This window comes from Hyalangium versicolor, assembly GCF_020103695.1.
GTDB classification, from domain to species: domain Bacteria; phylum Myxococcota; class Myxococcia; order Myxococcales; family Myxococcaceae; genus Hyalangium; species Hyalangium versicolor.
Genome location: NZ_JAHXBF010000005.1, coordinates 350,505 through 373,694 on the forward strand (window position 1 = coordinate 350,505; position 23,190 = coordinate 373,694).

The following is a 23,190-nucleotide window of genomic DNA, read 5'->3' on the forward strand; positions in this document are numbered from 1 at the left end:
GCCCATGTCTGATCCCACTCCGTCCTGCCTCACGGAGCTCGAGCTGCTCGATCTGGCTGACGGCATTCCATCTCCTGAGCTGCGCGCCCGGGCGGAGGCTCACCTCGACGGCTGTCCCTCCTGCCGCGAACAGCTCGCGGGCTTCCTCCGGGCCAGGGCTCCTTCGGTCGTCCGAGCGGGGGCAGATGCTCCATCAGTGGCGGAGGTGACTCCCCCGACGCAGCTGGCCCCGAGACCTCCCGAGTCCCCTGCCCCACAGTTGGAACTCCAGCGGGGCACAACGGTGGGCCGCTTCCTGATCCTCCACGCCGCTGGGACAGGGGGCATGGGCACTGTCCATGCCGCCTACGATCCGGAGCTCGATCGCAAGGTCGCCCTCAAGTTCCTCCACGCTCCCGGAGGCACGCCTCTCGTGGAGAACGCCCAGGCTCGCCTGCTGCGCGAGGCTCAAGCCACGGCGCGAGTCTCTCATCCCAATGTCATCACCCTCTATGACGTAGGGCTCCACGAGGGCCATGTCTACATGGCCATGGAGTACGTCGAGGGCTCCACCGTGTCCGAATGGTTGAAGGCGGCGCCTCGCTCGTGGCGCGAGGTGCTGGCCGTCTTCCGCGCCGCGGGCCAGGGGCTGGCCGCCGCCCACGCCGCCCAACTGGTGCATCGGGACTTCAAGCCGAGCAACGTGCTGATCGGCAAGGATGGCCGTGTCCAGGTAACGGACTTCGGCCTGGCCCGGCTGGCCACTTCGAGAGAAGACGCTGCCACCCAGGAGAGCCTGGAGCTTCTGACGAAAGTACCCGCTGGCACTCCTCCGCGCCTGCACGAGGCGCTCACCCGCACAGGCCAGATCGTAGGCACGCTCCAGTACATGGCTCCCGAGCAGTTGCGCGGGGCTGCTGCGGACGCACGATCGGACCAGTTCAGCTTCTGCGCCGCGCTGTACTTCGCGCTCTTCGGCCAGCGGCCCTTCGAGCCGCGAAGGATGCTGGACGCGCTCAAGCAGACGCGCACCCGAGACACCGCGGAGCCCCAGACGGCTCCGCTGCCCTCCAGCAGCCGCCGAGAGCGCAAATCCTTCTGGACGGGCTCTCGGGAGGCAACGGACAAGCTCCCACCGCTCATCCAGGAGCCGCCCCGCGAGCCACGGATCCCTGGGTGGCTCAAGCAGGCAGTCATGCGCGGGCTGTCGCTGTCCCCCGAGGACCGCTTCGCCTCGATGGAGGAGCTGCTCACGCACCTGTCCGGGCCTCGTTCCACGACGCAGCGATTGTGGGCCGCCGCCATCGTGGGAGTCATCGCCCTGGTGGCCTACCCGCTGGCCTTCCATGAACTCTTCACCCAGCCGGATCCCTGCGCGGGGGCTGAGCGCAAGCTGGCAGGAGCCTGGGATTCCACCACGCAGGAGCGGATTCAGCGCGCCTTCCTCGCGAGTGGCCGGCCCTATGCCGCCTCCACCTGGGAGACGATGCGCAAGGCCCTCGACGGATATGCCGAGCGCTGGGCGCGGATGCAAACCCAGGTCTGCCAGGCAACGCACGAGCGCATGCAGACCGCGGACACCGGGCTCGCGGCGCGTCAGGACTGCCTGGAACAGCGACGGGTACAGATGGAGGCGCTGGCCCAGGTGCTGGCCCAAGCAGACGGCCGGATGGTGGATCGGGCCCAGGACTCATTGGGGGCCTTGCCCGCCCTGGAGCGCTGCGCGGATGTAGAGGCCCTGACACGCACCGTCCGGCCTCCCACGACCTCCGAGGCCCAAGCCAAGGTGCAGGACCTGCAGGCTCGACTGGCCCGGGTGCGAGCGCTGGGCACCACCGGCAAGCACGCCGAGGCACTGGCGCTGGCGGAGCCCCTCCTCGCCGAGGCCCGGGAGCTGAAACATGCGCCCCTGCTGGCAGAGGCGCTGCACGAGGTGGCGTCGTACCGGGCGAAGACGGGGGATGCGAAGACGGTGACGTCCTTGCTGTTGGAGGCGTGGTGGGCCGCGGAGGCCGGGCGGGAGGATGCGCTGCGAGCGGAGATGGCCTCGGAGCTCGCGTACCAGGTGGGCTTCATGGAGGCGAACTCGCAAGGAGGCCGGCAGTGGGGCCGACACTCGCAGGCGGTGCTGGAGCGGATGGGAGGAGATGACGCGTTACAGGCGGATCTCCAGCTGCGCCTGAGCGCGGTGGCGGCACGGGAGGGACAGTTCGCCGAAACCAAGGATCTGATCGAGCGCGCGCTGGCCCTGAACGATCGGGTGCGAGGGCCTCGCCACCCGAAGCGGACCTACCTGCTGACGAACCTGGGCAACGCCTATACGGATCTAGGCCAGCCGCAGCGAGGCCGGGAGCTGCTGGAGGAGGCCCTCAGCCTCCATGATCAACTGTTCGGAGTGGGGCACCCCGGGTCAATCGTGATTCGCATCAACCTGGCCTCGGTGCTCACGCTCCTGAAGGACTTCCAGGGTGCACAGCACCAGTTGGAGCAGGTGATCGCCGCAGCGCCCGCCTCGATCGGCGCCGGGCATGTGCTGACAGGTCACGCGCACCGGTTGCTGGGCAGCAACTTCCTGGAAGCGGGCCAGTTCGCGGAGGCGCTCCAGGCGCATGAGAAGGCCCTGGCGATCCTGGAGAAGGCCCTGGGCGCGGATCACCCGGACGTGGGCTTGGTGCTGTGCAACATCGGGCAAGTCCACGTGAAACAGCACCAGGCCAGGACGGCACTGCCCTACCTCGAGCGCTCCCTGGCCATTGGCAATCCCAATGCAAGCTTGTTGGCGGAGACCCGCTTCGCCCTGGCACAGGCATTGATGGAATTGGGCCGCAGCCCGGAGCGAGTCCGGGAGCTGGCTCGGCAGGCCCGGGAAGACTTCCAGGCCGCCGACATGAAAGAGCAGACAGCGCAGGTGGAGCAATTCCAGACCCGGCTGGCCGGCACGCTCACACGCTAGACATCAGACAGACGTGCTACCGGGAGGACTCGTAGCACGCGTTCTGCGGCGGGATGTTCAGATACCAGGCCGCGGTCATTTCCTGGCGCAACTGCGAGCACACCGCCTTGAAAGCCGACTGCTTGGAATTGCACTTCGGGTCCATCTCGCTGCAGGTCATGCTGACGTCACCACAGCTCCCGACCCAGGTGGCGTAGACAGCCGGGGCGGCTGTGTCGCGGCTGCAATCCGTGCACGCCATCCCACTCAGGTCGAACTTGCCCAGGTAGTCAACAACGGCCGATGGATAATCCGTGATGATGGCCGCCAGCCCTCCGTGGTTCGCACACTGACGCTCCCCATTCTGCTCGGGACAGTCGAACTGATGCCCGCCGGCAGTGCAGATGGACTTGGTTCCATCGTTGCAAAGGAAGCTCGTATATCCATTGACGCAAATGATCTTGTAGGCCGAGCTCACCTGCGGCACCAGAGCCACGAAGACAGCCATGGCGCCCAGCGGAAGGCGGAGCCGAGCCATGAGCTTGCGAGTCCATGCAGCGGGAAGAGCCAGATCAAACATGCGTGCACCCTCTTGCGTTGGTGGCCGAGATTTCTGTCTCGGTGAGACAGGCAATACAGTAAGCCTGTTTTTTGAGGGTGAAAATGCTTTTATGTATACGTAGGGTTTACCCTGATTTCGGGTGATTGGGGATTTCCTCAGGGAGTGCGCTCACGCTTGCGCGAGCGCGACTGTGCTGGGTGAGTGACGCCTTCACTCCGTGGGTGATGCTGGTCATACACAGCGCGCAATCGGGCGCTGTTGACATGCGTGTAGATCTGCGTTGTCGACAAGTCCGCGTGGCCCAACATGGCCTGGACCGCGCGCAGATCCGCCCCGCGTTCCACCAGATGCGTTGCGAAGGAGTGGCGCAGCTTGTGAGGCGAGATCGGTTTGCGAATGCCTGCCTTGAGGGCATAGCGCTTGAGCAGCTTCCAGAAGCCCATGCGCGAGAACGGGCCTCCGCGCGGCGTGACGAAGAGCGCTCGGGACTCCTTCTTGCCCAGCAGGAACTGCCTCGGCCCGGCCAGGTACGTCTGCACCTTCTCCACCGCCGTGCGCCCCACGGGCACCACGCGCTCCTTGGAGCCCTTCCCCTTCGCCACCAGGTAGCCCGCGCCCAGTTGCACGTCGTTGATGCCCAGCGAGCACAGCTCGCTCACCCGCAGCCCCGTGGCGTACAGCAATTCCAGCATGGCCTTGTCCCGCTGGCCCGCCGGGTTGCGCTCGTCCGGAGCCGCGAGCAACTGCTCCACCTCCTCCAGAGTGAGGAAGCTCGGCAGCTTCCGCGCGGAGCGCGGTGTGTCCAGATCCTCCGTGGGATCCTTCTCCGCCAGCTTCTCGGCGATCAGGAACCGGTGGAAGCCACGCAGGGCCGCCAGGTGTCGCGCCTGGCTGCGGCGGGACAGGCCTCGCTGGCCCAGGCGCCGAAGGTGCTCGGACACATCCTCCTGTGTCACCCGCGTCGCGTCTTGAATCCCGATCGCGCGCAGATCCTCGAAGTACACCGTGAGATCGGCGGCGTAGGCGTCCACCGTCTTGCCAGACAATCCACGCTCGGCGCGGATGAAGGCAATGAATGCGTCGAGCAGCCCTTCCATGCCGCCAGGGTAGCGGAGCGGTGCGCCCTGGCAACCTCGCGGCGGCTCATCCCTCCTTGCCGTCCCCCTCCTTGTCACCCTCCCCCGGCTCCGCGAGCTCTCCCGCCGCCGCGGCCTCCGCTTGCGCCAACGCGGCCAGCACCCACGGCCACCCCAGCAGGGCGTTGCCCGGAGACTTGAGACACGCGTTGGCCACCTCCAGCACCTCCTGGGGCCGAGAGCGCGCCGCCAGCATCATGTGCTCTCGCAGGAAGGGGTATGGCAGGTAGCTCAGGTTGTGGTGCACCACGGGAGACCACCGCAGCGTGGGCAGCCCCACCCACCGCTCCATCGCGAAGGCCGCGGTCTGGACGAGCGACTCCACCAGGAAGATCTGCAACCGGAACGCGGCCACCAGGTACGCCACCAAGGCGCTGGCCGCCACGGCCCCGCCGAAGTGCCACTCCTTCCCCATGCCCCAGACGACCATCGGCACCAGGCTCAGCACGATGGCTCCCACCTGGACTCGGTTGATGGACAGCCCCTTGCCTCGGGAGAGCGCGCCGATGCTCCCCGCGCACATGCCTCCCACCAGTCCCAGGCAGCCACCCATGATGATGCCGGCGACGCCGCCCATCCTCGGCCCGAATGAGCCCGCCACCACCGCGTGCAGCCCTACCAGCGTGGCCTGGCTGGCCAGGACCCCCATGAGCGTGCCGGCCGCCAGCCCCGACGAGAGCGCCAGGAACAGCCCCATCAGCGAGCACAGCACCGCGCTCACCCACCACCCCGGCTCCAGGCTCAACCCGAGCGAATGCACGGCCACGCCCAGAGCCACCGTCACCAGCGGAGAGACCACCAGGAGCAACAGCAGCATCCTCCGCGCGTAGAGGCCCGCGGCGCGGCTGCCCTCGGACTGCTCTCGCCACAATTGGCCTACGCGTCCACCCGGGGAGCGGATGCCCGCCCCATGCAACCGGTAGTGCAGATCCACCGGCAGCCACAACAGCATCCACAGCAGCTTGACCAGTCCGGGGATTCTCTCAGGAGCATCAGGAGCAACCTCATGTGAGCTCTGGAGATCCACCGTGCGGCTCCCTTGCCCTAGGCGTCCAGCCGGCCCTTGCCCTGCCGGAGTATCTCGAGCGAGTCGCCGATCAGCGACACCACCGTGGAGGGCTCCATCAACGTCACCCCCCCGTCGAGTATCAGGTCGAGCCCGTGCCCGAGCTTCTCCTTGATGTCCCTGGCGTCGATGAGCGGTTCGCCTTCTTCATCCGTCGCCGAGGTGGTGATGAGCGGCCGCCCTAGCTGCGCCGCGAGCGCTCGGGCCAGCGGCGCGTCCGGAACGCGGATGCCCACCTGCTTCTGCTTGGACATCATCACCTCCGGCACGATCCGCGTCGCCTCGAGGATGAAGGTAAACGCTCCCGGCGTCAGCCCCTTCATGGTGCGGTAGGCGAAGTTGCTCACGTGCGCGTACTTCGCCACGTCCGACAAATCCGGGCACAGGAACGACAGCGGCTTCTTCTTGTCCCGCCCCTTCAGCTGGTACAGCCGTTCAATGGCTTTTTTTGAGGTCAAATCACAACCCAGGCCGTAGTACGTATCCGTGGGGTACGCGATGAGGCCTCCGCGCTGGAGCACCTCCACTGCGCGTGTGACATGCCGAGGCTGTGGGTGCTGGATATCCACCTCGAGGATGGGGGCTGCCATTGCACGTCTCCTGAGCGCCGTAGATTACGCCGTCTGCGGGCGCTCGTCGCCTCGCACCTCGCCGCTGCGCTCCAGGGCGCGCCGGGTGAGCACGGGGCCTACCAATTCATGGGTCGTAATCATCGCCACGATGAGCACTTCCACCTGGGGCCCGAAGTCCGGGAACGTCCGGGAGATCAGCGCCGCCAGGCCGAATGTGACACCTGCCTGTGACACGAGCCCCATCCACAGGTAGCGCCGCAGCCGGGGATCCTCCGCGGGAGCGAAGCGGCGGCAGGACTGGTGGATGGCCAGCGCGCGCACCACCACGAGCAGCAGCGCCGCCGGCCCGACTGTGACCAGCGTGGAGAGCTTGAGCCCCGCGCCGGCCGCCGCGAAGAAGAGCGCGAACACGGGCAGGCCCGCCAGTTGGATGGCGTGGTGGATGCGCTGGCCCTCGCGCTCGTCCAGGTTGGCGATGATCGCCCCGGCCGCCAGCGCCACGAGCAGGGGGGACAGGTGCAGCCGCGTTCCGCCCTCGGCCGCCGCGAAGCACAGTCCTACCAGGAACAGGGGCAGCTCGCGGTTGACCCGGCGCATGTAGATGAGCATCACCACCGCCAGCAGCGCCCCCACCCCCACCGAGCCAAACAGCTCCCAGCCCACTCCACCCACCAACCCGCGGAAGTCGAAGCCCCCGCCGAAGCTGGCGCGCGTCAGTCCCGCCGCCACCGCGAACGCCACCATCACGAACAGGTCGCCGATGATGACCAGGGCCATGAGGAACTCGGTGAAGGAGCCCTTCGCGGAGGTCTCCTGCACGATGGCGATCGTCACCGTGGGCGAGAACGACACCACCACCGTGGACACCAGCGCGCTGACCGCCAGCGCCTGGGGCAGCGTCATGGACGCCATGAAGGGCAGGAACGGCTTGAGGGCCAGCAGTGCCCCGAAGCAGACGGCGAATGTCACCCCGCACACCGCCGAGCACAGCAGGGCTACCTTGGCGCCCACACGGCGGATGAGCCCCAGGTGGAGCTCCGTGCCCGCCACCAGGGCGATGAGGCTCACCGCCAGCCCCTTCACCAGCTCCAGCCCCTTCACGCCCTCGCCCGGAAGAAAGCCCAGCGCGTAGGGGCCCACCACCACGCCCACCAGCAGGTAGCCCGTGAGGCGCGGCAGCCCGACGCCCTTGGCCACCTTGCCAGCGAACATCCCGCACAGCAGCAGCGCCCCAGCCGCCAACATCACCGAGTTGCCCGTGTCCACGCGCCACAACTGCACCCGGGAGATGCCCGCCAGCAGCGCGATGAGCAGCCCCAGCCGGATGATCGCGCCGCTCATGCCGTGCCCCCCGTCGTCGCCCGGGCCGGCTCCAGCACCTGCCGGAACGCCCGGCTCGCCAGCACCTCGTTCACCACCGCCCCCAGCGCCACCACGTCGAAGATGGGCTGCGTCTGCTCTCCGGGCACCAGCATCAGGTATTGCACCACCAGGCACAGCGCCAGGCCGCCCTGGGCAATCAGCGCATAGCCCAGCTTGGGCGGCAGCTTCAGCACGCCCCCCGCGAAGCGCTGGGCCAGCGAGCCTCCCAGCACCTTGCCCACGAAGCGCAACGCCACGTAGCCCGGTAGCAACACCCAGGCGTTGACGTCCCGCGCCTCCAGGTGGCAGCCCGCCAGGAACACCATGATGAGGTACGTGGGCCGCTCGAAGCGCCCGAGCGCCCGCGCCACCTGCTCTACCGCCCGGCCTCCCACCAACGCCAGCGTCGCTCCGCAGGCCACTCCTGCCAGCAGCGCGGAGACTCGCAGGTAGGCGGCCGCTCCCCCCACCAGCGCCACGCCGCCCAGCATGACCGCCGTGAGCTCCGCTGGATCCTTCAGCGCATACGTGAGGAAGGCGACCAGCGCCCCGCACAGCATGCCCAGCAGCAGCGCCAGGCACACCAGGCCCAGGCCCTCGGCGGGGTTGGCCGCCGCGCCCATCACCAGAGCAAGGGCCAGCACGCCCAGCCCCACCCCATCATCCAGCATGGTCAGCAGCGCCACGGCCAGCCCGCGCGAGCGCTCCATCCGCCCGCTGCGGTAGCCCAGCACCGCCAGGTGTCCCGAGGACAGGCTCGCCGCCGCGCCGAGCAGAGCCGCCCCGCCCACCGCCGGTAACAACGGCACCCCCGTGGCGAACAGCAACGCCGCGGCTACCGGTACCGCCACGAAGAGAAAAGCCACCCCCGCGTGCGCCAGGGCCGCGGTGAACACCTGCCGAGGCAGCAGCCGCAGCAAGCGAGGCTCCAGGTTCAACCCCAGGATCACGCCCGCCGTGCCCAGGCCCAGGGCCACCACGGACCGCAGGCCTTTCAGGTCCGCAGGCGTGAGGACGCCGGCCAGCCCTGGCCCCAGCAATGCACCGAAGAGAAGGAAGATCAGTCCGCTGGCCGCCAGGGGCGCAACCCCGGGCAACCGGCTGGGATCCAGCAGCGTCCGGCTCGAGGCGAGCAGCGAGAGCGCCGCAATGGCGAGGAAGACGAGCAGCGCTTGCACAACCTGGGTGCTTACACCGCCCCGGTGTTCCCGTCACTCCCGGCGCAACACCGGCGCGGCGATCACTGGCAAGGCGATCAGCCGGCCCATGGGAGGCTCATCCGCGTCCATCTCCAGTTGGACACGTTGAACCAGCCGCTCGACTTCCTCCGCGCTGGATTGGGGGAGCAGGCTCACCAGCACGAGCCGATCCTCGTCCGCGCCCAGTGCCAGACTGCGCAGGCCCGCGAAGACAGGCACCTCGGCCGACAGGGCCGCCGCCGCACTCCGAGCGCGCAGCACCAGCGGCTCCGGGATGCTGAAGTCCCGAAGCCGGCGAATGGCCCGCTCGAGCTGCTCCACCTGGTCCAGCAGCGTGATGAGGAGAAACACGGGCCCGTCTTACCGGGTCCGTGCCTCCCCGTCACTTACTCCCGATGGGGCTCCTGCCCCTCGGCAGGCGCCGGAGGGGTCGCCGTGCTCTGCTCCTCCGCGGGCTGCTCCGGCTGGGCCATGGCCGCCCGGGCCGCGCGCTTGCCCTCTTCGATGAGCTTCTTCACCTTCTGCCCACCCTTGCGGCCAATCTCCTCGTAGAAATTCGGCCCGCGGGTGGCCTTCACTCGGTCGCCACCCTTCTTGCCGATCTCCTCGTAGAACTTGGCGCCGCGCTCGGCCTTCACCGTCTCGCCGCCCTTGCGGCCGATCTCCTCGTAGAAGGAGCGCCCTCTCTCGGCCTTGACCGTGGCACCTCCCTTGCGGCCGATCGTCTCGTAGAACTCGCGACCTCGCTCGTTGCGGACGGTCTCTCCACCCTTCCGCCCCGCCTCAGCCACCGTCATGCTGCCCTTGTTGTCCTTGTCCGACATGTCGCCATCTCCTCTCGTTACGTCCCGACGCCTCGCACGGTGCCCCTTGCCTGAAAACTTGGGACGGAAGCGCCCCGATGCAAGCAAGCTCCGTACACCGCCAGCCGTTCCCACCCGACACACCACACCAGAACCCCAATGATTCCGTAGGGTTGCCAGGCTTGCTGGGCGTCCTAGCCGAGCTGATGCCTGTCCGGCAGGACGCTTCTGTGTTGAGAACACGCCGCGCCACATTGCCGATTCCCTGTCTGGTGCCCCACCTTCTCCGCGGAGACTGTCGGACAATGTCGGGGAGGTGAATGTGGCGAGGGTTCAGGGGCTGAAGGGGTGGCTGCGTGTCCTGGCGCCCGTGGGGGCGTCCATCGGAGGCCTGGTGCTGCTGCGCCTGCTGGGGCCGGACGTGATCGACCAGCAGCAGTTGCACGCATTCCTGGAGCCCTTGGGGCAGGCCGCCCCGTTCGCGTACATCCTGGCCCTGCTCTTGCGACCGGTGACGTTGTTGCCCGGCACGCTGTTCGCGGCCGTGGGCGGCATGGTGTTCGGCACGCTGATGGGGACGATCTACGCGATGATCGGCAGCTTCCTGGCGGCGGTGCTCATCTTCGGACTGGCGCGCAAGCTGGGGGTCCGGCCGATGAAGCGGCTCGCGGGCGAGCACTATCCGGCGTTGGCCCGCGCGGCGCGCAAGCATGACTTCCAGTTCACGTTCCTGGTGACGATCAACCCGCTGCTGCCCACGGACATGATGCTGGCGGCGGCGGCGGCCTCGGGGGCGCGGTTCTGGCCTTCGGTGTCAGGGATGCTCCTGGGCACATTGCCGGGCACCTTCCTGATGGTTCAGTTCGGCAGTGGGCTGGCGCAGGGCCGCGCGGTGATGACGTTGGTGTCGGCCGCGGGGTTGCTCGTGTCCTTCGTGCTGGGAGGCTTCCTGGGCCGCCGCGTGTACAGGGAGATCAATTCGGGGCTACCGGAGCCGGAGGAGCTCTCAGTCGAGGTACCTCCAAGCTCTGGACTGCCTCCGCCGCGCAAGGACGGACTGCCCTCGCCGTCATGAGCGAGGCAGGTCAGTCGACCTTGGCCACCTTGTTCCGGTCGCCGAGGAAGTCCTCGACGCCCTGGGCGATCGCCTTCGCCACCGAGTCCTGGTAGCCCTCGGAGGTGAGCCGCTCCTCCTCCTCGGCGTTGGACAAGAAGGCCGTCTCCACGAGGATCGCCGGCATCTTCACGCCGAGCAGCACGTAGAAGAGCGCCTCCTTCGTGCCCAGATCCTTGATGTTGGAGTAGTCGTGGGTCAGCTGTCCCACCAGGCTCTTCTGGACCGACGAGGCCAGCCGCGTGGACTCGCCCGTGTTCGCCTTGGTCGCCAGGTCCGCGAGGATGAACTGCAGATCGCTGATCCCCTTCTCCGTGGAAGAGTTCTCCCGAGCCGCGAGCCGGATCGAATACCGATCCGAGGAGATGTTGAGCGTGTACGTCTCCACGCCGTGGAGCTTCGAGCTGACCGCGGAGTTGCAGTGGACGGAGATGAACAGGTCCCCGCGAGAATCATTGGCGAACTGCGCGCGGTCCTCGAGCCGGACATAGCGGTCCTCGTCACGGGTGAGGATGACCTCCAGGCCCCGATCCTTCAGCTCGTCCGCGAGCTTCTGGGAGATGGCCAGGGTGATGTCCTTCTCGCGGGTGCCTCCCTTGCCGATGGCCCCCGTGTCGTGGCCGCCATGACCCGGATCGATGATGACCCGGCGCACCTTGAGGCCCAGCTGCTCCACGAGTGTCAGCTCCGCACGGCTCGACACCTTCGCGGCGGCCTTCATGCGAACCTCGGCCAGGTGCTTGTCCAGCGCGGGGATGGTGGGCACGGGCAACGGCTCCACGGAGGACTTCGACGGCGCCGAAGCCACAGCGGCCGGCGCGGGCTTCGAGGACACCGGGGCGGACGCGACAGGCGCGGCGGGAGCGGGCCGGGACTCGTTGGTCTTCGCCGGAGCAGCAGCCACCTCCGTGGAGGACTTCGCGGGCGTGGCGGCAGTCGTGGCCGGGCTGGTCATGGCAACAGCCACCTCGGGAGAAGCCTTCGAGGCAGGCGCCGAGCCCGTGTCAGCCTTCAGCGGAGTGATGACCACGATGCGAGGAGCCTCGGCATCCTTCGCGGCCGAGGAGTCCGTGGCGGAAGACATGATGGCGGGCGTCGCCGGAGTCGCATCGCGAGCGAGCTTGGAGATCGCATCCACCAGCGCTCCCGTCCGCTCCGGCTGCGACTGCGGAGTGGCGCTCTCTGCCACGGCGGGCGCAGGGGCCTTGCGCGAGGGCGCAACCTTCGGCGCGGGCAGCGAGGCAAGCAGTTCCTTCAGCTCACGAGCCCGATCCCCCTTGCCGTTGACGGCGAGGGTCTCGGAGATGACGCGACGGGCGGACTCGGGCTGCTCCTGGCGCTCCAGGTAGATGCGAGCCAGGGACAGCGCCGCGTCATCCGCGAGCCGGTGCCGAGGATGCGTCTCCACCAGCTTGGAGTAGTCCGTGACGGCGGCCTGCAGATCCTCCGGAAGGAAGGAGATGCGGCTCAGCTCGCTCCTGAGCTCACCGGCGGTGAAGAGGGCATCCGGAGAGCGCTCGCTCTTGGGGAAGTCCGTGGCCACGGACTCGAAGAGGTTGGCCACGTTGAGCCAGTGGTGCCGCAGTTTGCGCCGCGCCGCGTCGCCCTTGAGGGCGTAATAGGCCGTGCGCGCCTCCTGGTACGCCGCTTCGGCCGCGTCCCGCTTCGCCGCGGAAGCGACACTCGACAGCAGCAGCAGGCAGAGGGCGAGGCGCGTTCGCATGAAGCCTCCGGACACGAGGAGCAAGAGCTACAGAGGTGTGTCATGGGCTCCTGGCACCCGCAAATTTTCGGCCCTCCCCTGCTCTGGCGGATCAACGAATCCAACCGAGGGTGCGGGCCAGATCCTCGTCGATGACGCGGGCCCAGTCCGGCTCCCGAGGCACCACGGCGGCGAGCACCTTCGCTCCATTGCGCACGGGGGCACGACCGGGGCGGGCACGGGCGCGAACGGTGAGCTTCTGGTCCTGCCGGATGTAGCTGGCGGGGAAGACGATCTCGCGGCGCGTGTCCGGCAGCGGACCATCCGGAGTGAGCCACACGAGCGCGCCCAGGCGCAGCGGCTCCAATTCCGCGCGGATGGTGCGGCGCAATTCGCGCAGGAGGAAGAGGATGGCGCCCAGCGCCCCCACGCCCAGCCCCCAGGGCAACAGATTGACGGCACCGGAGTGCTCGCGAGCAAAGCGGGCCTCGCGAGGCCGATCCGGCTGGTTCGGATCCACCAGCAGCGTCACCTGCGCGCCATGCCCGAGCCCCTCGGCATACTCGGCGGAAGTGCGCACCCCGTTGATGGTGTACTGCACGCCTTCCACGGCGTAGAGCACATCAATGGCGGCCTCGGCATCCACCCGCTTCTCCATGGGCGGCAACCTGCGATCCGCCACCAGCCCCACCACCTCCTGGGCGCGGGCAAAGAAGGAGCGCTCCTTCATGAAGAAGCGCCCGGCCACCCCGGCCCCGGCGCCCAGCACCGCCATGAAGAGGAGTCCCAGGGCGATCGTCCGCAACAGCCGCCCCACGGCGCCAGGCACCTGGGAGAAGCGGACGCGCCGGGGGGCATGGGGAATGGCGAACTGCACGGGCGGCCTCCTTGGCTCGCCCCCCTTTTACTTCAAGTCCTTCTGGAGCCGAGCCAGCAGGTTGAGGGCCTCCAGCGGGGTGGTGGTGTCCAGCGAGGTGTTGCGCAGCGCCTCCAGCACCTTCGCATGCGAGGCCTGCACCGCGGGAGTCGCCTGCGAGCCCGCCGCCTCACCGCCAAAGAGCCCGAGCTGCCCGGCCGAGACCCGCGCTCCGCGCTTCACCGCGACGCGAGGCCGCCCGGCCTCATCCAACTCCCCGGACTCCAGGTTCTGGAGGATGTCCCGAGCCCGAGCCACCACCTCCTGCGGCAGACCCGCCAGTTTGGCCACCTCGATGCCGTAGGAACGATTGGCCCCACCGGGTACCAGCTTGCGCAGGAAGAGCACCTTGCCGCCCTGCTCCTTCACGGCGATGCACAGGTTCCTCACCCGGGTCTTCTCTCGCGCCAGATCCACCAGCTCGTGGTAGTGCGTGGCGAAGAGCGTCCGCGCGCCGACCTTGTCGTGGAGGTGTTCGGCCACCGCCCAGGCGATGGAGAGCCCGTCGAAGGTAGAGGTGCCGCGGCCGATCTCGTCCAGGATGATGACGCTGCGACGCGTGGCGTGGTGGAGGATGTGGCTCGTCTCGGTCATCTCCACCATGAAGGTGGACTGCCCGCGCGCCAGGTTGTCCGCGGCGCCCACGCGGGTGAAGATCCGATCGCACAGGCCAATTTGCGCCGCCTTGGCCGGGACGAAGCAGCCCGCCTGCGCCATCAGCACCGTGAGCGCCACCTGCCGCATCACGGTGCTCTTGCCGGCCATGTTGGGGCCGGTGATGACGAGGATCTGCGCGTCCGCCGAGTCCATCCGGATGTCATTGGGGACAAAGGACTCGCTGGCCCCCAGCACGCGCTCCACCACGGGGTGCCGCCCGCCAGTGATGGAGACGATCTCCGAATCATCCACCACCGGCCGCGTGTAGCCGTACTCGGCGGAGCATCGGGCGAACGACAACAGCGCATCCCCGGTCGCCACGGCCTCAGCGGCCGAGCGGATACGAGGCGCGGCGGCAACCACCTGCGCCCGTAACTCCTCGAAGAGGCGCAGCTCCAGCGCGCAGCGGCGCTCCTCGGCGGTGAGGACCTTCTCCTCATACTCCTTGAGCTCGGGGGTGATGAAGCGCTCGGCGCCCACCGTGGTCTGCTTGCGGATGTAGTCCTGGGGCACCAGGTGCTTGTTGCTGTTCGTCACCTCGATGAAGTACCCGAAGACCTTGTTGTAGCGGACCTTCAGCGAGGAGATCTTCGTGCGCTCCCGCTCCCGAGTCTCCAGCTTGAGCAGGTAATCCTTGCCGGAGGTGGAGAGCGCCACCAACTCATCCAGCTCCGCGTTGAAGCCCTGGCGAATGATACCGCCCTCTTTGATAGTCACGGGAGGCTCGTCCACCACCGCACGCAACAGCAGCTCCGCCAGCTCCGGCAGGGCGCTGAGCGGGCCGGCCAGGGCCTTGAGCAGCGGCGCCGAGCACCGGGCCAGCGCGGCCGCCAGCCGGGGCAGCTGCGCGAGCGACTGTCCCAGGGCCCGCAGATCCCGGGCGTTGCCCGCGCCCAGGGAGAGCCGGCCACACAGCCGCTCCATGTCCGCCACATCCTTGAGCAGCGTGGTCAGCTCCTCGCGCCACACGCTGCGCTGGGACAGCTCCTCCACGGCATCCAAGCGGGCGTGAATCTCGGGAAGGGCGCACAGGGGCGCGGCGAGCCACCGGGCCAGCTTCCGGCCGCCCATGCTGGTGGCGGTGCGATCCAGCACGCCCAGCAGACTCCCCTTCCGAGCCCCATCCCGGAGCGTCTTGAGGACCTCCAGGTTGGCCCGGGAGGACTCGTCCATGAGCATGTGCCCGGACCGCTCCATGCGGCTGAGCCGGTCCACGTGGGCGGCGTTCGTCTTCTGGGTGTCCTTGAGGTAGCGCAGGGCCGCGCCCGCGGCGCCCGTGGCCAGCGGCGCCTCGGCCAGACCAAAGGCCTCCAGCGAAGCCACCGAGAAGTGCCCACGCAGGAACACGGCCGCCCGAGCAGGCTCGAAAGCCGCCTTCTCCAGCTCCGTCACCGAGGGCTCTCGCGGCAGCCGCGAGGACAGGAACGCCACCTCGGGAGCGCCCCGTTGGCCCTCGGGCACGAGCAACTCACGGGGCTCCATCCGGGCCAGGGCCTCGACCAGCTCCTGAGCGCTCGGTACCTCGACGGTGAAGAACTCACCGGTGGAGGCCTCGAGCAGCGCGGCGCCAAAGCCCTTCTCGCCCCAGTGCACGGCAGCCAGGAAGTTGCTGGCCCGAGGCTCGAGCACCTCTTCATCCAGCACCATGCCGGGGGTGATGATGCGCGTCACCTCGCGCTTGACGATGCCGGGGCCATTGGGCTCCTCCATCTGATCGCAGATGGCCACCTTGAGCCCCTGCTCGATCAGCCGGGCGATGTAGCGGCGCGTCGAGTGGTAGGGCACCCCGCACATGGGCACCTTGTCCTTGCCCTTCGCGCGTGAGGTGAGGGTGATCTGGAGCAGCTCCGAGGCGCGCACGGCGTCCTCGAAGAACATCTCGTAGAAGTCGCCCATCCGGAAGAAGAGGATCGCCTCCGGGTGAAGCGCCTTGGTCTCCATGTACTGGCGCATCATCGGCGTCAGCGAGGCGATCTCGCGCGCCCCAGCGGGCTCGGCACCGTTCTCCATACCCTCCAGGTTGGACTCCGGAGCGGCCCCGGAACCGGCTTCCTTGGCTGTCTTGACCTGCGTCACACCCATGGCTTCCCTTCTCTCACGCCCTCCGTCGCGGATCAACGCGTTCGCATCCTACCCGCTACGTCACCTGAATCTCACCTCTAACACGGCCTGCCGACATTGGCCCTCCCTCCCCGGCGAAAACGGTTCACGCCCGGCCCTCAGGAAGGCAACCTACCGGCCACCTATGGAGCCCCGTCCGCCCCCACCTCCCGTGCCTGCCCTCTTCAAGGTCGCCCTCGCGCCGCTCCAGGCCTTCTTCCGTCTGGAGGCCAGCAGCGGCATCCTCCTGGCCCTGTGCGCGGTGGCGGCCATGCTGTGGGCCAACTCGCCGTGGGCCTCCAGCTACACGGGGCTGTTCGATGCGCCCCTGGCGCTGGAGGTGTCCGGGTTCCGCGGCGCCTTCACCTTCCGGGAGCTCATCAACGACGCGCTGATGACGTTCTTCTTCTTCCTGGTGGGCATGGAGATCAAGCGCGAGCTGTCCGCGGGCGAGCTGCGCACCCCGGCCCGCGCGGTATTGCCGCTGATCGCGGCGCTGGGAGGCATGCTGGTGCCGGCGGGTCTCTATCTGATCTTCAACGCGGGCACGCCGGCGGCGGCAGGCTGGGCCATCCCCATGGCCACGGACATCGCCTTCTCGATTGGATGCCTGGCGCTGGTGAAGTCGCGCGTGACGAATGGGCTGGTGGTGTTCCTCACCGCGCTGGCCATCTTCGACGACATCGGCGGCATCATCGTGATCGCGCTCTTCTATGGAGCGGGGGTGCACTGGGAGTGGCTGCTGGGCTCGGGCGGCGTGGCGGTGGCGATGGCCGTGTGCAACCGCTTCTATGTGCGCAACGGAATCCTCTACGCGCTGCTGGGCGCGGCGCTCTGGTACGCCATGCACCACGGAGGGATCCACGCCACGCTGTCGGGCGTGGTGCTGGGCATGTTCATCCCGGCCCGGCCGCTGCGCCGGGGGCGAGAGGTGCTCAACGAGTTGTCGGCCTACATCACGCGCCGCGGGGACGAGCCCGAGGACGAGACGGTGCTCGGCGCGCAGATCCTCCACATCGAAGAGGCGCTCGAGGACATCGAGCCACCGCTCAACCGCTTCGTGCACCTGTGGCACGGCTGGGTGGCGTACGGGATCGTCCCACTGTTCGCGCTGGCCAACTCGGGCATCTCGCTGGAGGGCATGTCGCTGGCGGATCTGGCCAGGCCCCTGCCGCTGGGAGTGGCCGTGGGGCTCTTCGTGGGCAAGCAGACAGGGATCTTCCTGTTCACCTGGGTGGCGGTGAAGCTGGGCGTGTCTCCGATGCCCGGAGAGGCACGCGCCTCGCAGCTGCACGGGGTGGCGGTGGTGGGAGGCATTGGCTTCACGGTGGCGCTCTTCGTGGCCACGCTGGCCTTCCCGGGACAGGCGCAGCTGCTGGCCGAGGCCAAGCTGGGAATCCTGCTGGGCTCGCTGGTGTCGGCGGTCGTGGGCTATCTGCTGTTGCGCTTCGGCCCCGCGCCGAAGACCGTCCCCGCTGTGTGAGCCACGCACCAGAGCGCCACGGACAGAGGCACTGACCGTTTGCGGGCCTGTCGTGCCCGTGGGAAGGTGCACGCCGCGTGATACTCCAGGACCTGAACCGCGTTCGTCAGATCGCCGTCATCGCGGCGCGGCACGGCTTTGCCGATCTCACCGAGCGGGCCGGACTGTGGCGGATGCTGGGCCGCAAGGAGAAGGTGGAGATCTCACCGGAGGCGCAGCGGGCCTCCACGGCGCGGCGCTTCCGGATGCTGCTCAACGATCTGGGCCCCACCTTCGTCAAGCTGGGGCAGATCCTGTCCACGCGTGGGGATCTGCTGCCCGCCGAGTTCGTCGACGAGCTGTCGATGCTCCAGGACCAGGTGGAGCCGATCCCGCTCGAACAGGTGCACGCGCAGATCCGCGAGTCGCTGGGCAAGGATGTGCAGGAGCTCTTCGCGACGATCGATCCCACTCCGCTGGCGGCGGCCTCGATCGCGCAGGTGCACCGGGCGATGACGAAGGCGGGCGACGCGGTGGTGGTGAAGGTGCAGCGGCCGGGGATCTCGGAGCGGATCGACTCGGATCTGACGGTACTGCGTTCGCTGGCGCGGCTGCTGGAGGCGGTGATCGAGGAGACGGGTGTGTACACCCCCACGGGGATCGTGGACGAGTTCGACAGGGCCATCCACGAGGAGCTGGACTTCGTGAACGAGGCCTCGAACATCCGGGCGTTCCTGGCGAACCACGTGGACCGGCCCTATCTGAAGATCCCGCGGGTGTACGACGAGCTGTCGAGCCGCAAGGTTCTGACGATGGAGTTCATCCAGGGGGTGAAGATCAGCCAGTCGAAGCTGACCGAGGAGGAGCGCAAGCAGTTGGCGAAGAACATCCTGGAAGCGAGCTTCCGGCAGCTCTTCGACGACGGGCTGTTTCACGGGGATCCCCACCCGGGGAACATCCTGCTGATGGAGGACAACCGGCTGGCGCTGCTGGACTTCGGCGTGGTGGGGCGGTTGACGAAGCCGATGCAGGAGACGCTCGTGATGCTGTGCATGGCGGTGGCGCTGAAGGACAGCGACTCGGTGGCGCGTATCCTGTATCGGGTGGGCGTGCCGGACTCACGAGCGAACCTGGTGGGCTTCCGCAACGACATCGAAGGCATCCTGGGGCAGCACCTGCCGACGACACTGGGTCAGGTGGAGACGCGCAAGCTGCTGAGGGACCTGTTGGACCTGGCGGTGAAGTACCGGATCCGGATTCCGAAGGAGTACGCGCTGCTGAGCCGGGCGTCGGTGTCGACGGAAGGGATCATGCGCAGCCTGTACCCGGAGATGAACATCCTGGAGTTCGTGCTGCCGTACGCGAAGGAGCTGCTCGCGGGCCGGTACGATCCGAGCCAGCTCCAAGGCGGGTTGATGCGCACGCTGCTGCGCTTCCAGTCGCTGGCCACGGACCTGCCGACACAGTTGTCCCAGATCCTGCTGGATCTGGAGTCTGGGAAGTTCACGGTGACGGTGCGAGCAGATCAGTTCGACAAGTTGAACGAGAACCTGCGCACGGTGGCGATCATCGCGTTCCTGGGGCTGTGCGCGTGCGGATTCATCGTAGGGGCGTTCCTGTCATTCGCGCAGAAGCCGTGGATGTACGACGGCGTGCCGGTGCTGGGAATCCTGGGCATTGCCCTGGCGGCGGCGTTCGCGGGCGGGGTGTTCACCTGGTACCTGTTCGGCAGCCGCTTCCGGAAGGTGAGCGTGAGCCGCTGGCTCAAGAAGAAGCTCCGTTAGGCTGCACAGGGCCGTTTCGGCGCGCGGAGGACAAAGGCCCTTTCCGTTGTGCTCTCGTGGTGCCACGCTCGCCACATGCCCCGCTTGCTCCCGCTGGCACTGCTGGTCGTTCTCTCCACGGCGTTGCTGGGCAGCGACTGTGGCGACGCCGAAGCAGTCCCACTGGAGGAGTTGCGCGCGGACATCGCCCCTCCCTTCGACTACAGCCTGTACTGCGATGCGCAGGGGACCCTGGTGGGCAGGAAGTCCGCCGTCCTCCTGGTGCACCGCACCGCGCACCTGGAGCAGGTGTACGCCGCATCCCTGGCCGGAGATGAGCGGGCCCACAGACTCTTCACGCAGTTGGAGGACACCCTCCGTCGCTCTGGCACGGAGCTGGCGGACGAGGCCTTGGGGGTCAAGTGCAGCACGGCCCCCGCGTGCGCATTGCAATGGCAGTTCCTGGATGAGCTGATTCCTTCTCGTGAGCCCGGCGGCATTCGACTGCGAGAGCTGTTGGCTGCCAGCTTCTCTCGAGAGGCGAAGCTCAAGGGGGTGCGCAATGCCGCCGTGGACGCGGTCCTGAACGTCCTGCTGGCGGGCACTGTGCTCAAACAGGGCCTTGCGGAGACCCGAGCGGGAGTCACCGAGACCAGGCAACTGGCACAGGAGATCTCGGTCGAGGAGCGGCTGGCTGTGTCCGGTGTCGAAGGCCGCATGGCAGAGCGAGAGGTGGCAGAGGCCCTCGCCGCGCACCTCGCGGAAGCTGAGGCACAAGAGATTGGAGCTCGCTGCCCAGCACGCATCGAGGTGCTCGCACGTTACCGACCATCACGCGGCCAGCCACCCACGGGAATAGAGGCCAACAACCCACGGTGGCGGGACTATGTCGCGTACTGGGAGCGGCGCTACGAAGAACTCACGGGCCAGCGATCACTCGCGACGGGAAGGACCGCGCTCAAGCCGCCGCTGACCTGGGACAGCTACGAGGCACTGCTCGGTCGGTTCCAAAGCGCACTCCAGTTCCAGCGCAACGTATCCAGGGCACTGCGCCACGAGGCACAACAGGCCCCTAACCAGCGCGTATGGCTGAGAGGGCTGGAACGCCCCATCATCGCGGAGAACGTAGGATTGGCTCATGAGGGGCGAGCCATTCCTACCTACGTAGACCAACTCGTCGTGGACGAAGCCACTCTCAGCCCCGGTCAAAGGCCTTCCGTCCACTCCTTTAGCGACAAGCAGCACGATTTCTCGTCCATGAACATCGATGAAGCACGAGCGAAGCTCCAAATCGACATCACGGAAGCACATGCCAAGTACGGCGGAGCCGTCGAGGTGCGCAGGCCCAGCCACCCTCTCTTCGAGAAGAAGGTCATCGTCTCCCGGGTGCATCTCGTTTATGACGGCAAGGGGCTCTCAGCGCAGATGTGCAAGGAACTCACAGCCGAAGCAGCCTTGCGCGGAGTCGAACTTCATTTCCATGTCCCATGACGATTGGAACAAATCGGACGACTTCGTCCTGTACCTCTCTTCGCCAGTGAATCCGTTCGATCGGGGATTCGAGGGCCTGGAAGAAATATTGGCGGTCATCGAGTCACTCGACGACGGGCTCCGCCCGGACTTGGTGTCTCTCAAGCGACGCGTGAAGTACTCACGTCAGACAGTGCGCCAGAGGCTGCGCGAGGCCTTCGTCGTCAATGGCTATGCACTGCGGTTCGTGCGCTCCCATCCGCCACAGACAAACGTCCTGCTCAGTTCCTGGGCTGGAACCGAGCATGCAGGTTTCTCCGTCGAACTGCGGATCAGCCCCTTGTCCTTCCTGCGCACTCCTGAGCGCTCCGAGGAGTATGTCGAGCACCTCGTGGATTTCGTTCGCGCCTTGGCGGCACGTCTCCCTATCTCCTATGGCAGGGGGCATAGCCAGACGGACTTTTTCCTGAGCAGTGACCCTCTTGCGGCGAGCGTACTCGCGGCACCTCGCGTCCAGGAAGCTTTCTGGCTCAACGTCTACGGACCGCCCATGCTGGAGCAGGTTGGCCGTCAACGCGCGCTGAGTGCCCCTGCGACGCTCATCGAGCAGCTTCCTGGTGGTGCGATCCTCTTGCTCACCCGCCCAACTCCCACGGACTTCGACTCCGAGGAGGCTCGTCTCGCGCAGGGCCGCACGCTTGTTCATCTGAGACCCGAACTCGACCTCGAATTCACTCTCGCCACCCTGCGCCAGCGTTCCCTTGTCTTCACTCCTATTCCCATCCAGTTCGATCCCGATGTGGCCGACATCCTGTCCTGGGAGGTGGAACTGCGAGGCCTCGCGAACAAGCGTCAGAACGTCGAACTCTTCAACCGATACTGTCCTCCCCCCATCTCCGAGTGGCTGCCTGCGTCGCAGGCTCCTGAGCCGGACGTGGAAGATGTCAAGGCCGCCATCGACTCCTTTGCGAGCGTCTACGCCGAGCAGCTCATCGCCCTGTTCCACAAGGAAGAGCCGGTCGTCATGGACGGGACTGTCGAAGCCCTGCCCCGCATGGATTTCCGCCTCTGGCACTTCCAGTGGGCGAAGAACCTGAGCCCCGAACAGCGAGAGACGCTTGTGACCGCGCTGGGGGGATGGCTGGGTCGGTACCTGGTGGACCTGCTTGGTGGACGATGGGTGCCGCGCCGCAGGTTGGAGGAAACCGCCGTCATCATTGGTGATAGGGCATGGCTTCCCTTCCTGCGGGCGCGCCATGCTCTCCAGAATGTGGATGCCCCACTCGACTACTCCTGCTCGCAACTCTTCCGCGAGGCCCAGCGTCTTGCAGGGCAGAAGCCCCCCTGAGCGCCCTGCCCACGCGTGCTCGCCTGGCGCACGACCAGTCGGGCACGCGCTGACGCGAAGGGTCTCCGTGAGCACCGTTAGGGGCACGACACCATCCATGCAGGAGGGGGAGATGTCGACGCTGAACGTGACGCGAGGGCCCGACTGGCAGCGGATGTCCCAGAATGTCCGAGCCTCGGCACATGGAGGTTGGGTCGAGCGCTGCGCACGACTCGGTTTCACGGCCCAGGGAGTCGTCTACACCATCATCGGCTACCTGGCTCTGCGGCTCGCGCTCGGTGCAGGAGGCGGCCAAACCACCGACGCTCACGGCGCCATCGAGCGCGTTGCCGATCAGCCCTTCGGCGTGTTCCTCCTCGCCCTGCTCACCGTCGGCCTTGCTGCCTTCGTCACATGGCGCTGGGTGCAAGCCCTCGTCGATCCCGAACACGAGGCCTCGCACGGCAAGGCCCTCGTCAAGCGCGTGGGCTGGTTCATCAGCGGTGCCATCTACGCCGGGCTCGCGGCCAACGCCGTGAGGCGCATCCTCGGCCGCGCGCACCCTGGTGGCGACAGCGCTCGCAGCTGGACGGCGAAAGCCCTCAGCCAACCCATGGGACAGGTGTTCGTCGCCATCGTCGGGCTGATCATCATCGGCTACGCCGTGAAGGAACTTCACAGCGCATACACCACGCATTTCCGCGACAAGCTCGACCTTCAAGGCCTCACCGCGCGCCACTCCAGCACCATCGTTCAGCTGTGCCGCTTTGGACTGGCAGCCCGCGGCGGCGTGTTCCTCCTCATCGGAGGCTTCCTCGGAAGCGCTGCCCTCCACTCGAACGCTCGAGAGGCCAAGGGGCTCGGCGAAGCGCTGGCCACCCTGGCCCGCCAGCCCCACGGCGCCGTGCTCCTGGGGGTCGCCGCGGCCGGGCTCCTCGCCTACGCGCTCTACCTCTTCCTCCTCGCTCGCTACCAGCGCATCGGCCCCTCTAATCAGGCTCAGCACCAAGTTTCAGCCTACCGGTGAGATTGGGTTGGATTTTGACGCGACGCACCATAAGCTTGCGT

At 67.5% G+C, this 23,190-nt stretch carries 18 protein-coding genes; 7 read left to right on the forward strand and 11 right to left on the reverse strand.

The window, feature by feature from the left end; translation table 11 throughout:
• Window positions 1-4: 4 nt before the first annotated feature.
• A complete protein-coding gene (locus KY501_RS13065; protein WP_224363235.1) occupies window positions 5-2,932 on the forward strand; it encodes a protein kinase domain-containing protein in 2,928 nt (975 codons plus the stop codon).
• A 16-nt stretch (window positions 2,933-2,948) separates the two neighbouring features.
• On the opposite strand, the gene KY501_RS13070 is transcribed toward KY501_RS13065, so the two are convergent.
• The 8 genes from KY501_RS13070 to KY501_RS13105 form a co-directional block, all read right to left on the reverse strand.
• The gene (locus tag KY501_RS13070) at window positions 2,949-3,491 is read right to left on the reverse strand and encodes a hypothetical protein (RefSeq protein ID WP_224363236.1); all 543 of its coding nucleotides are present in this window, start codon (window positions 3,489-3,491) and stop codon (window positions 2,949-2,951) included.
• A gap of 137 nt (window positions 3,492-3,628) precedes the next feature.
• On the reverse strand, window positions 3,629-4,570 hold the full coding sequence (gene xerD, locus KY501_RS13075) for a site-specific tyrosine recombinase XerD (RefSeq protein WP_224363237.1): 942 nt from the start codon (window positions 4,568-4,570) through the stop codon (window positions 3,629-3,631).
• A 46-nt stretch (window positions 4,571-4,616) separates the two neighbouring features.
• On the reverse strand, window positions 4,617-5,636 hold the full coding sequence (locus KY501_RS13080; RefSeq protein ID WP_224363238.1) for a hypothetical protein: 1,020 nt from the start codon (window positions 5,634-5,636) through the stop codon (window positions 4,617-4,619).
• A 17-nt stretch (window positions 5,637-5,653) separates the two neighbouring features.
• On the reverse strand, window positions 5,654-6,265 hold the full coding sequence (locus KY501_RS13085; protein ID WP_224363239.1) for an L-threonylcarbamoyladenylate synthase: 612 nt from the start codon (window positions 6,263-6,265) through the stop codon (window positions 5,654-5,656).
• A gap of 24 nt (window positions 6,266-6,289) precedes the next feature.
• Window positions 6,290-7,588 (reverse strand): cation:proton antiporter, encoded by a 1,299-nt coding sequence (locus KY501_RS13090; RefSeq protein WP_224363240.1) that lies wholly within the window; start codon window positions 7,586-7,588, stop codon window positions 6,290-6,292.
• A complete protein-coding gene (locus tag KY501_RS13095) occupies window positions 7,585-8,787 on the reverse strand; it encodes a sodium:proton exchanger (RefSeq protein WP_224363241.1) in 1,203 nt (400 codons plus the stop codon). Before KY501_RS13095 ends, KY501_RS13090 begins: the two co-directional genes overlap by 4 nt.
• A gap of 33 nt (window positions 8,788-8,820) precedes the next feature.
• Window positions 8,821-9,159, reverse strand: a complete 339-nt coding sequence (locus tag KY501_RS13100; RefSeq protein WP_224363242.1) for a hypothetical protein — start codon at window positions 9,157-9,159, stop codon at window positions 8,821-8,823.
• Between the two features lie 35 nt (window positions 9,160-9,194).
• A complete protein-coding gene (locus KY501_RS13105; RefSeq protein ID WP_224363243.1) occupies window positions 9,195-9,632 on the reverse strand; it encodes a general stress protein in 438 nt (145 codons plus the stop codon).
• Between the two features lie 301 nt (window positions 9,633-9,933).
• Between KY501_RS13105 and KY501_RS13110 the strand changes: the two genes are divergently transcribed.
• A complete protein-coding gene (locus KY501_RS13110) occupies window positions 9,934-10,686 on the forward strand; it encodes a TVP38/TMEM64 family protein (RefSeq protein WP_224363244.1) in 753 nt (250 codons plus the stop codon).
• 10 nt (window positions 10,687-10,696) lie between these two features.
• On the opposite strand, the gene KY501_RS13115 is transcribed toward KY501_RS13110, so the two are convergent.
• The 3 genes from KY501_RS13115 to mutS all read right to left on the reverse strand — a co-directional run bounded on the left by KY501_RS13115 (window position 10,697) and on the right by mutS (window position 16,082).
• A complete protein-coding gene (locus KY501_RS13115; RefSeq protein ID WP_224363245.1) occupies window positions 10,697-12,448 on the reverse strand; it encodes an N-acetylmuramoyl-L-alanine amidase in 1,752 nt (583 codons plus the stop codon).
• Between the two features lie 91 nt (window positions 12,449-12,539).
• Window positions 12,540-13,304: a DUF3592 domain-containing protein gene (locus KY501_RS13120; protein WP_224363246.1), complete on the reverse strand. Its 765-nt coding sequence runs from the start codon at window positions 13,302-13,304 to the stop codon at window positions 12,540-12,542.
• 27 nt (window positions 13,305-13,331) lie between these two features.
• Complete coding sequence (gene mutS, locus KY501_RS13125; protein ID WP_224363247.1) at window positions 13,332-16,082, reverse strand: DNA mismatch repair protein MutS; 2,751 nt, start codon at window positions 16,080-16,082, stop codon at window positions 13,332-13,334.
• Between the two features lie 163 nt (window positions 16,083-16,245).
• Here mutS and nhaA point away from each other — a divergent pair, with 163 nt between their 5' ends.
• From nhaA to KY501_RS13150, 5 genes are all read left to right on the forward strand, one after another.
• Complete coding sequence (nhaA, locus tag KY501_RS13130; protein ID WP_224363248.1) at window positions 16,246-17,583, forward strand: Na+/H+ antiporter NhaA; 1,338 nt, start codon at window positions 16,246-16,248, stop codon at window positions 17,581-17,583.
• 77 nt (window positions 17,584-17,660) lie between these two features.
• A complete protein-coding gene (locus KY501_RS13135; protein ID WP_224363249.1) occupies window positions 17,661-19,346 on the forward strand; it encodes an ABC1 kinase family protein in 1,686 nt (561 codons plus the stop codon).
• Between the two features lie 75 nt (window positions 19,347-19,421).
• Window positions 19,422-20,816: a hypothetical protein gene (locus KY501_RS13140; protein ID WP_224363250.1), complete on the forward strand. Its 1,395-nt coding sequence runs from the start codon at window positions 19,422-19,424 to the stop codon at window positions 20,814-20,816.
• A complete protein-coding gene (locus KY501_RS13145) occupies window positions 20,806-22,143 on the forward strand; it encodes a DUF3396 domain-containing protein (protein ID WP_224363251.1) in 1,338 nt (445 codons plus the stop codon). Before KY501_RS13140 ends, KY501_RS13145 begins: the two co-directional genes overlap by 11 nt.
• A gap of 112 nt (window positions 22,144-22,255) precedes the next feature.
• On the forward strand, window positions 22,256-23,149 hold the full coding sequence (locus KY501_RS13150; protein WP_224363252.1) for a DUF1206 domain-containing protein: 894 nt from the start codon (window positions 22,256-22,258) through the stop codon (window positions 23,147-23,149).
• The last annotated feature ends 41 nt before the right edge of the window (window positions 23,150-23,190 follow it).

Excerpts from the sequence above, each read along its gene's own strand:
- mutS (WP_224363247.1), bottom strand. The coding sequence starts at position 16,082 with ATGGGTGTGACGCAGGTCAAGACAGCCAAGGAAGCCGGTTCCGGGGCC.
- KY501_RS13090 (WP_224363240.1), bottom strand. The coding sequence starts at position 7,588 with ATGAGCGGCGCGATCATCCGGCTGGGGCTGCTCATCGCGCTGCTGGCG.
- KY501_RS13085 (WP_224363239.1), bottom strand. The coding sequence starts at position 6,265 with ATGGCAGCCCCCATCCTCGAGGTGGATATCCAGCACCCACAGCCTCGG.
- KY501_RS13140 (WP_224363250.1), top strand. The coding sequence starts at position 19,422 with ATGCCCCGCTTGCTCCCGCTGGCACTGCTGGTCGTTCTCTCCACGGCG.
- KY501_RS13115 (WP_224363245.1), bottom strand. The coding sequence starts at position 12,448 with ATGCGAACGCGCCTCGCCCTCTGCCTGCTGCTGCTGTCGAGTGTCGCT.
- KY501_RS13070 (WP_224363236.1), bottom strand. The coding sequence starts at position 3,491 with ATGTTTGATCTGGCTCTTCCCGCTGCATGGACTCGCAAGCTCATGGCT.
- KY501_RS13105 (WP_224363243.1), bottom strand. The coding sequence starts at position 9,632 with ATGTCGGACAAGGACAACAAGGGCAGCATGACGGTGGCTGAGGCGGGG.
- KY501_RS13065 (WP_224363235.1), top strand. The coding sequence starts at position 5 with ATGTCTGATCCCACTCCGTCCTGCCTCACGGAGCTCGAGCTGCTCGAT.
- nhaA (WP_224363248.1), top strand. The coding sequence starts at position 16,246 with ATGGAGCCCCGTCCGCCCCCACCTCCCGTGCCTGCCCTCTTCAAGGTC.
- KY501_RS13150 (WP_224363252.1), top strand. The coding sequence starts at position 22,256 with ATGTCGACGCTGAACGTGACGCGAGGGCCCGACTGGCAGCGGATGTCC.
- xerD (WP_224363237.1), bottom strand. The coding sequence starts at position 4,570 with ATGGAAGGGCTGCTCGACGCATTCATTGCCTTCATCCGCGCCGAGCGT.
- KY501_RS13145 (WP_224363251.1), top strand. The coding sequence starts at position 20,806 with ATGTCCCATGACGATTGGAACAAATCGGACGACTTCGTCCTGTACCTC.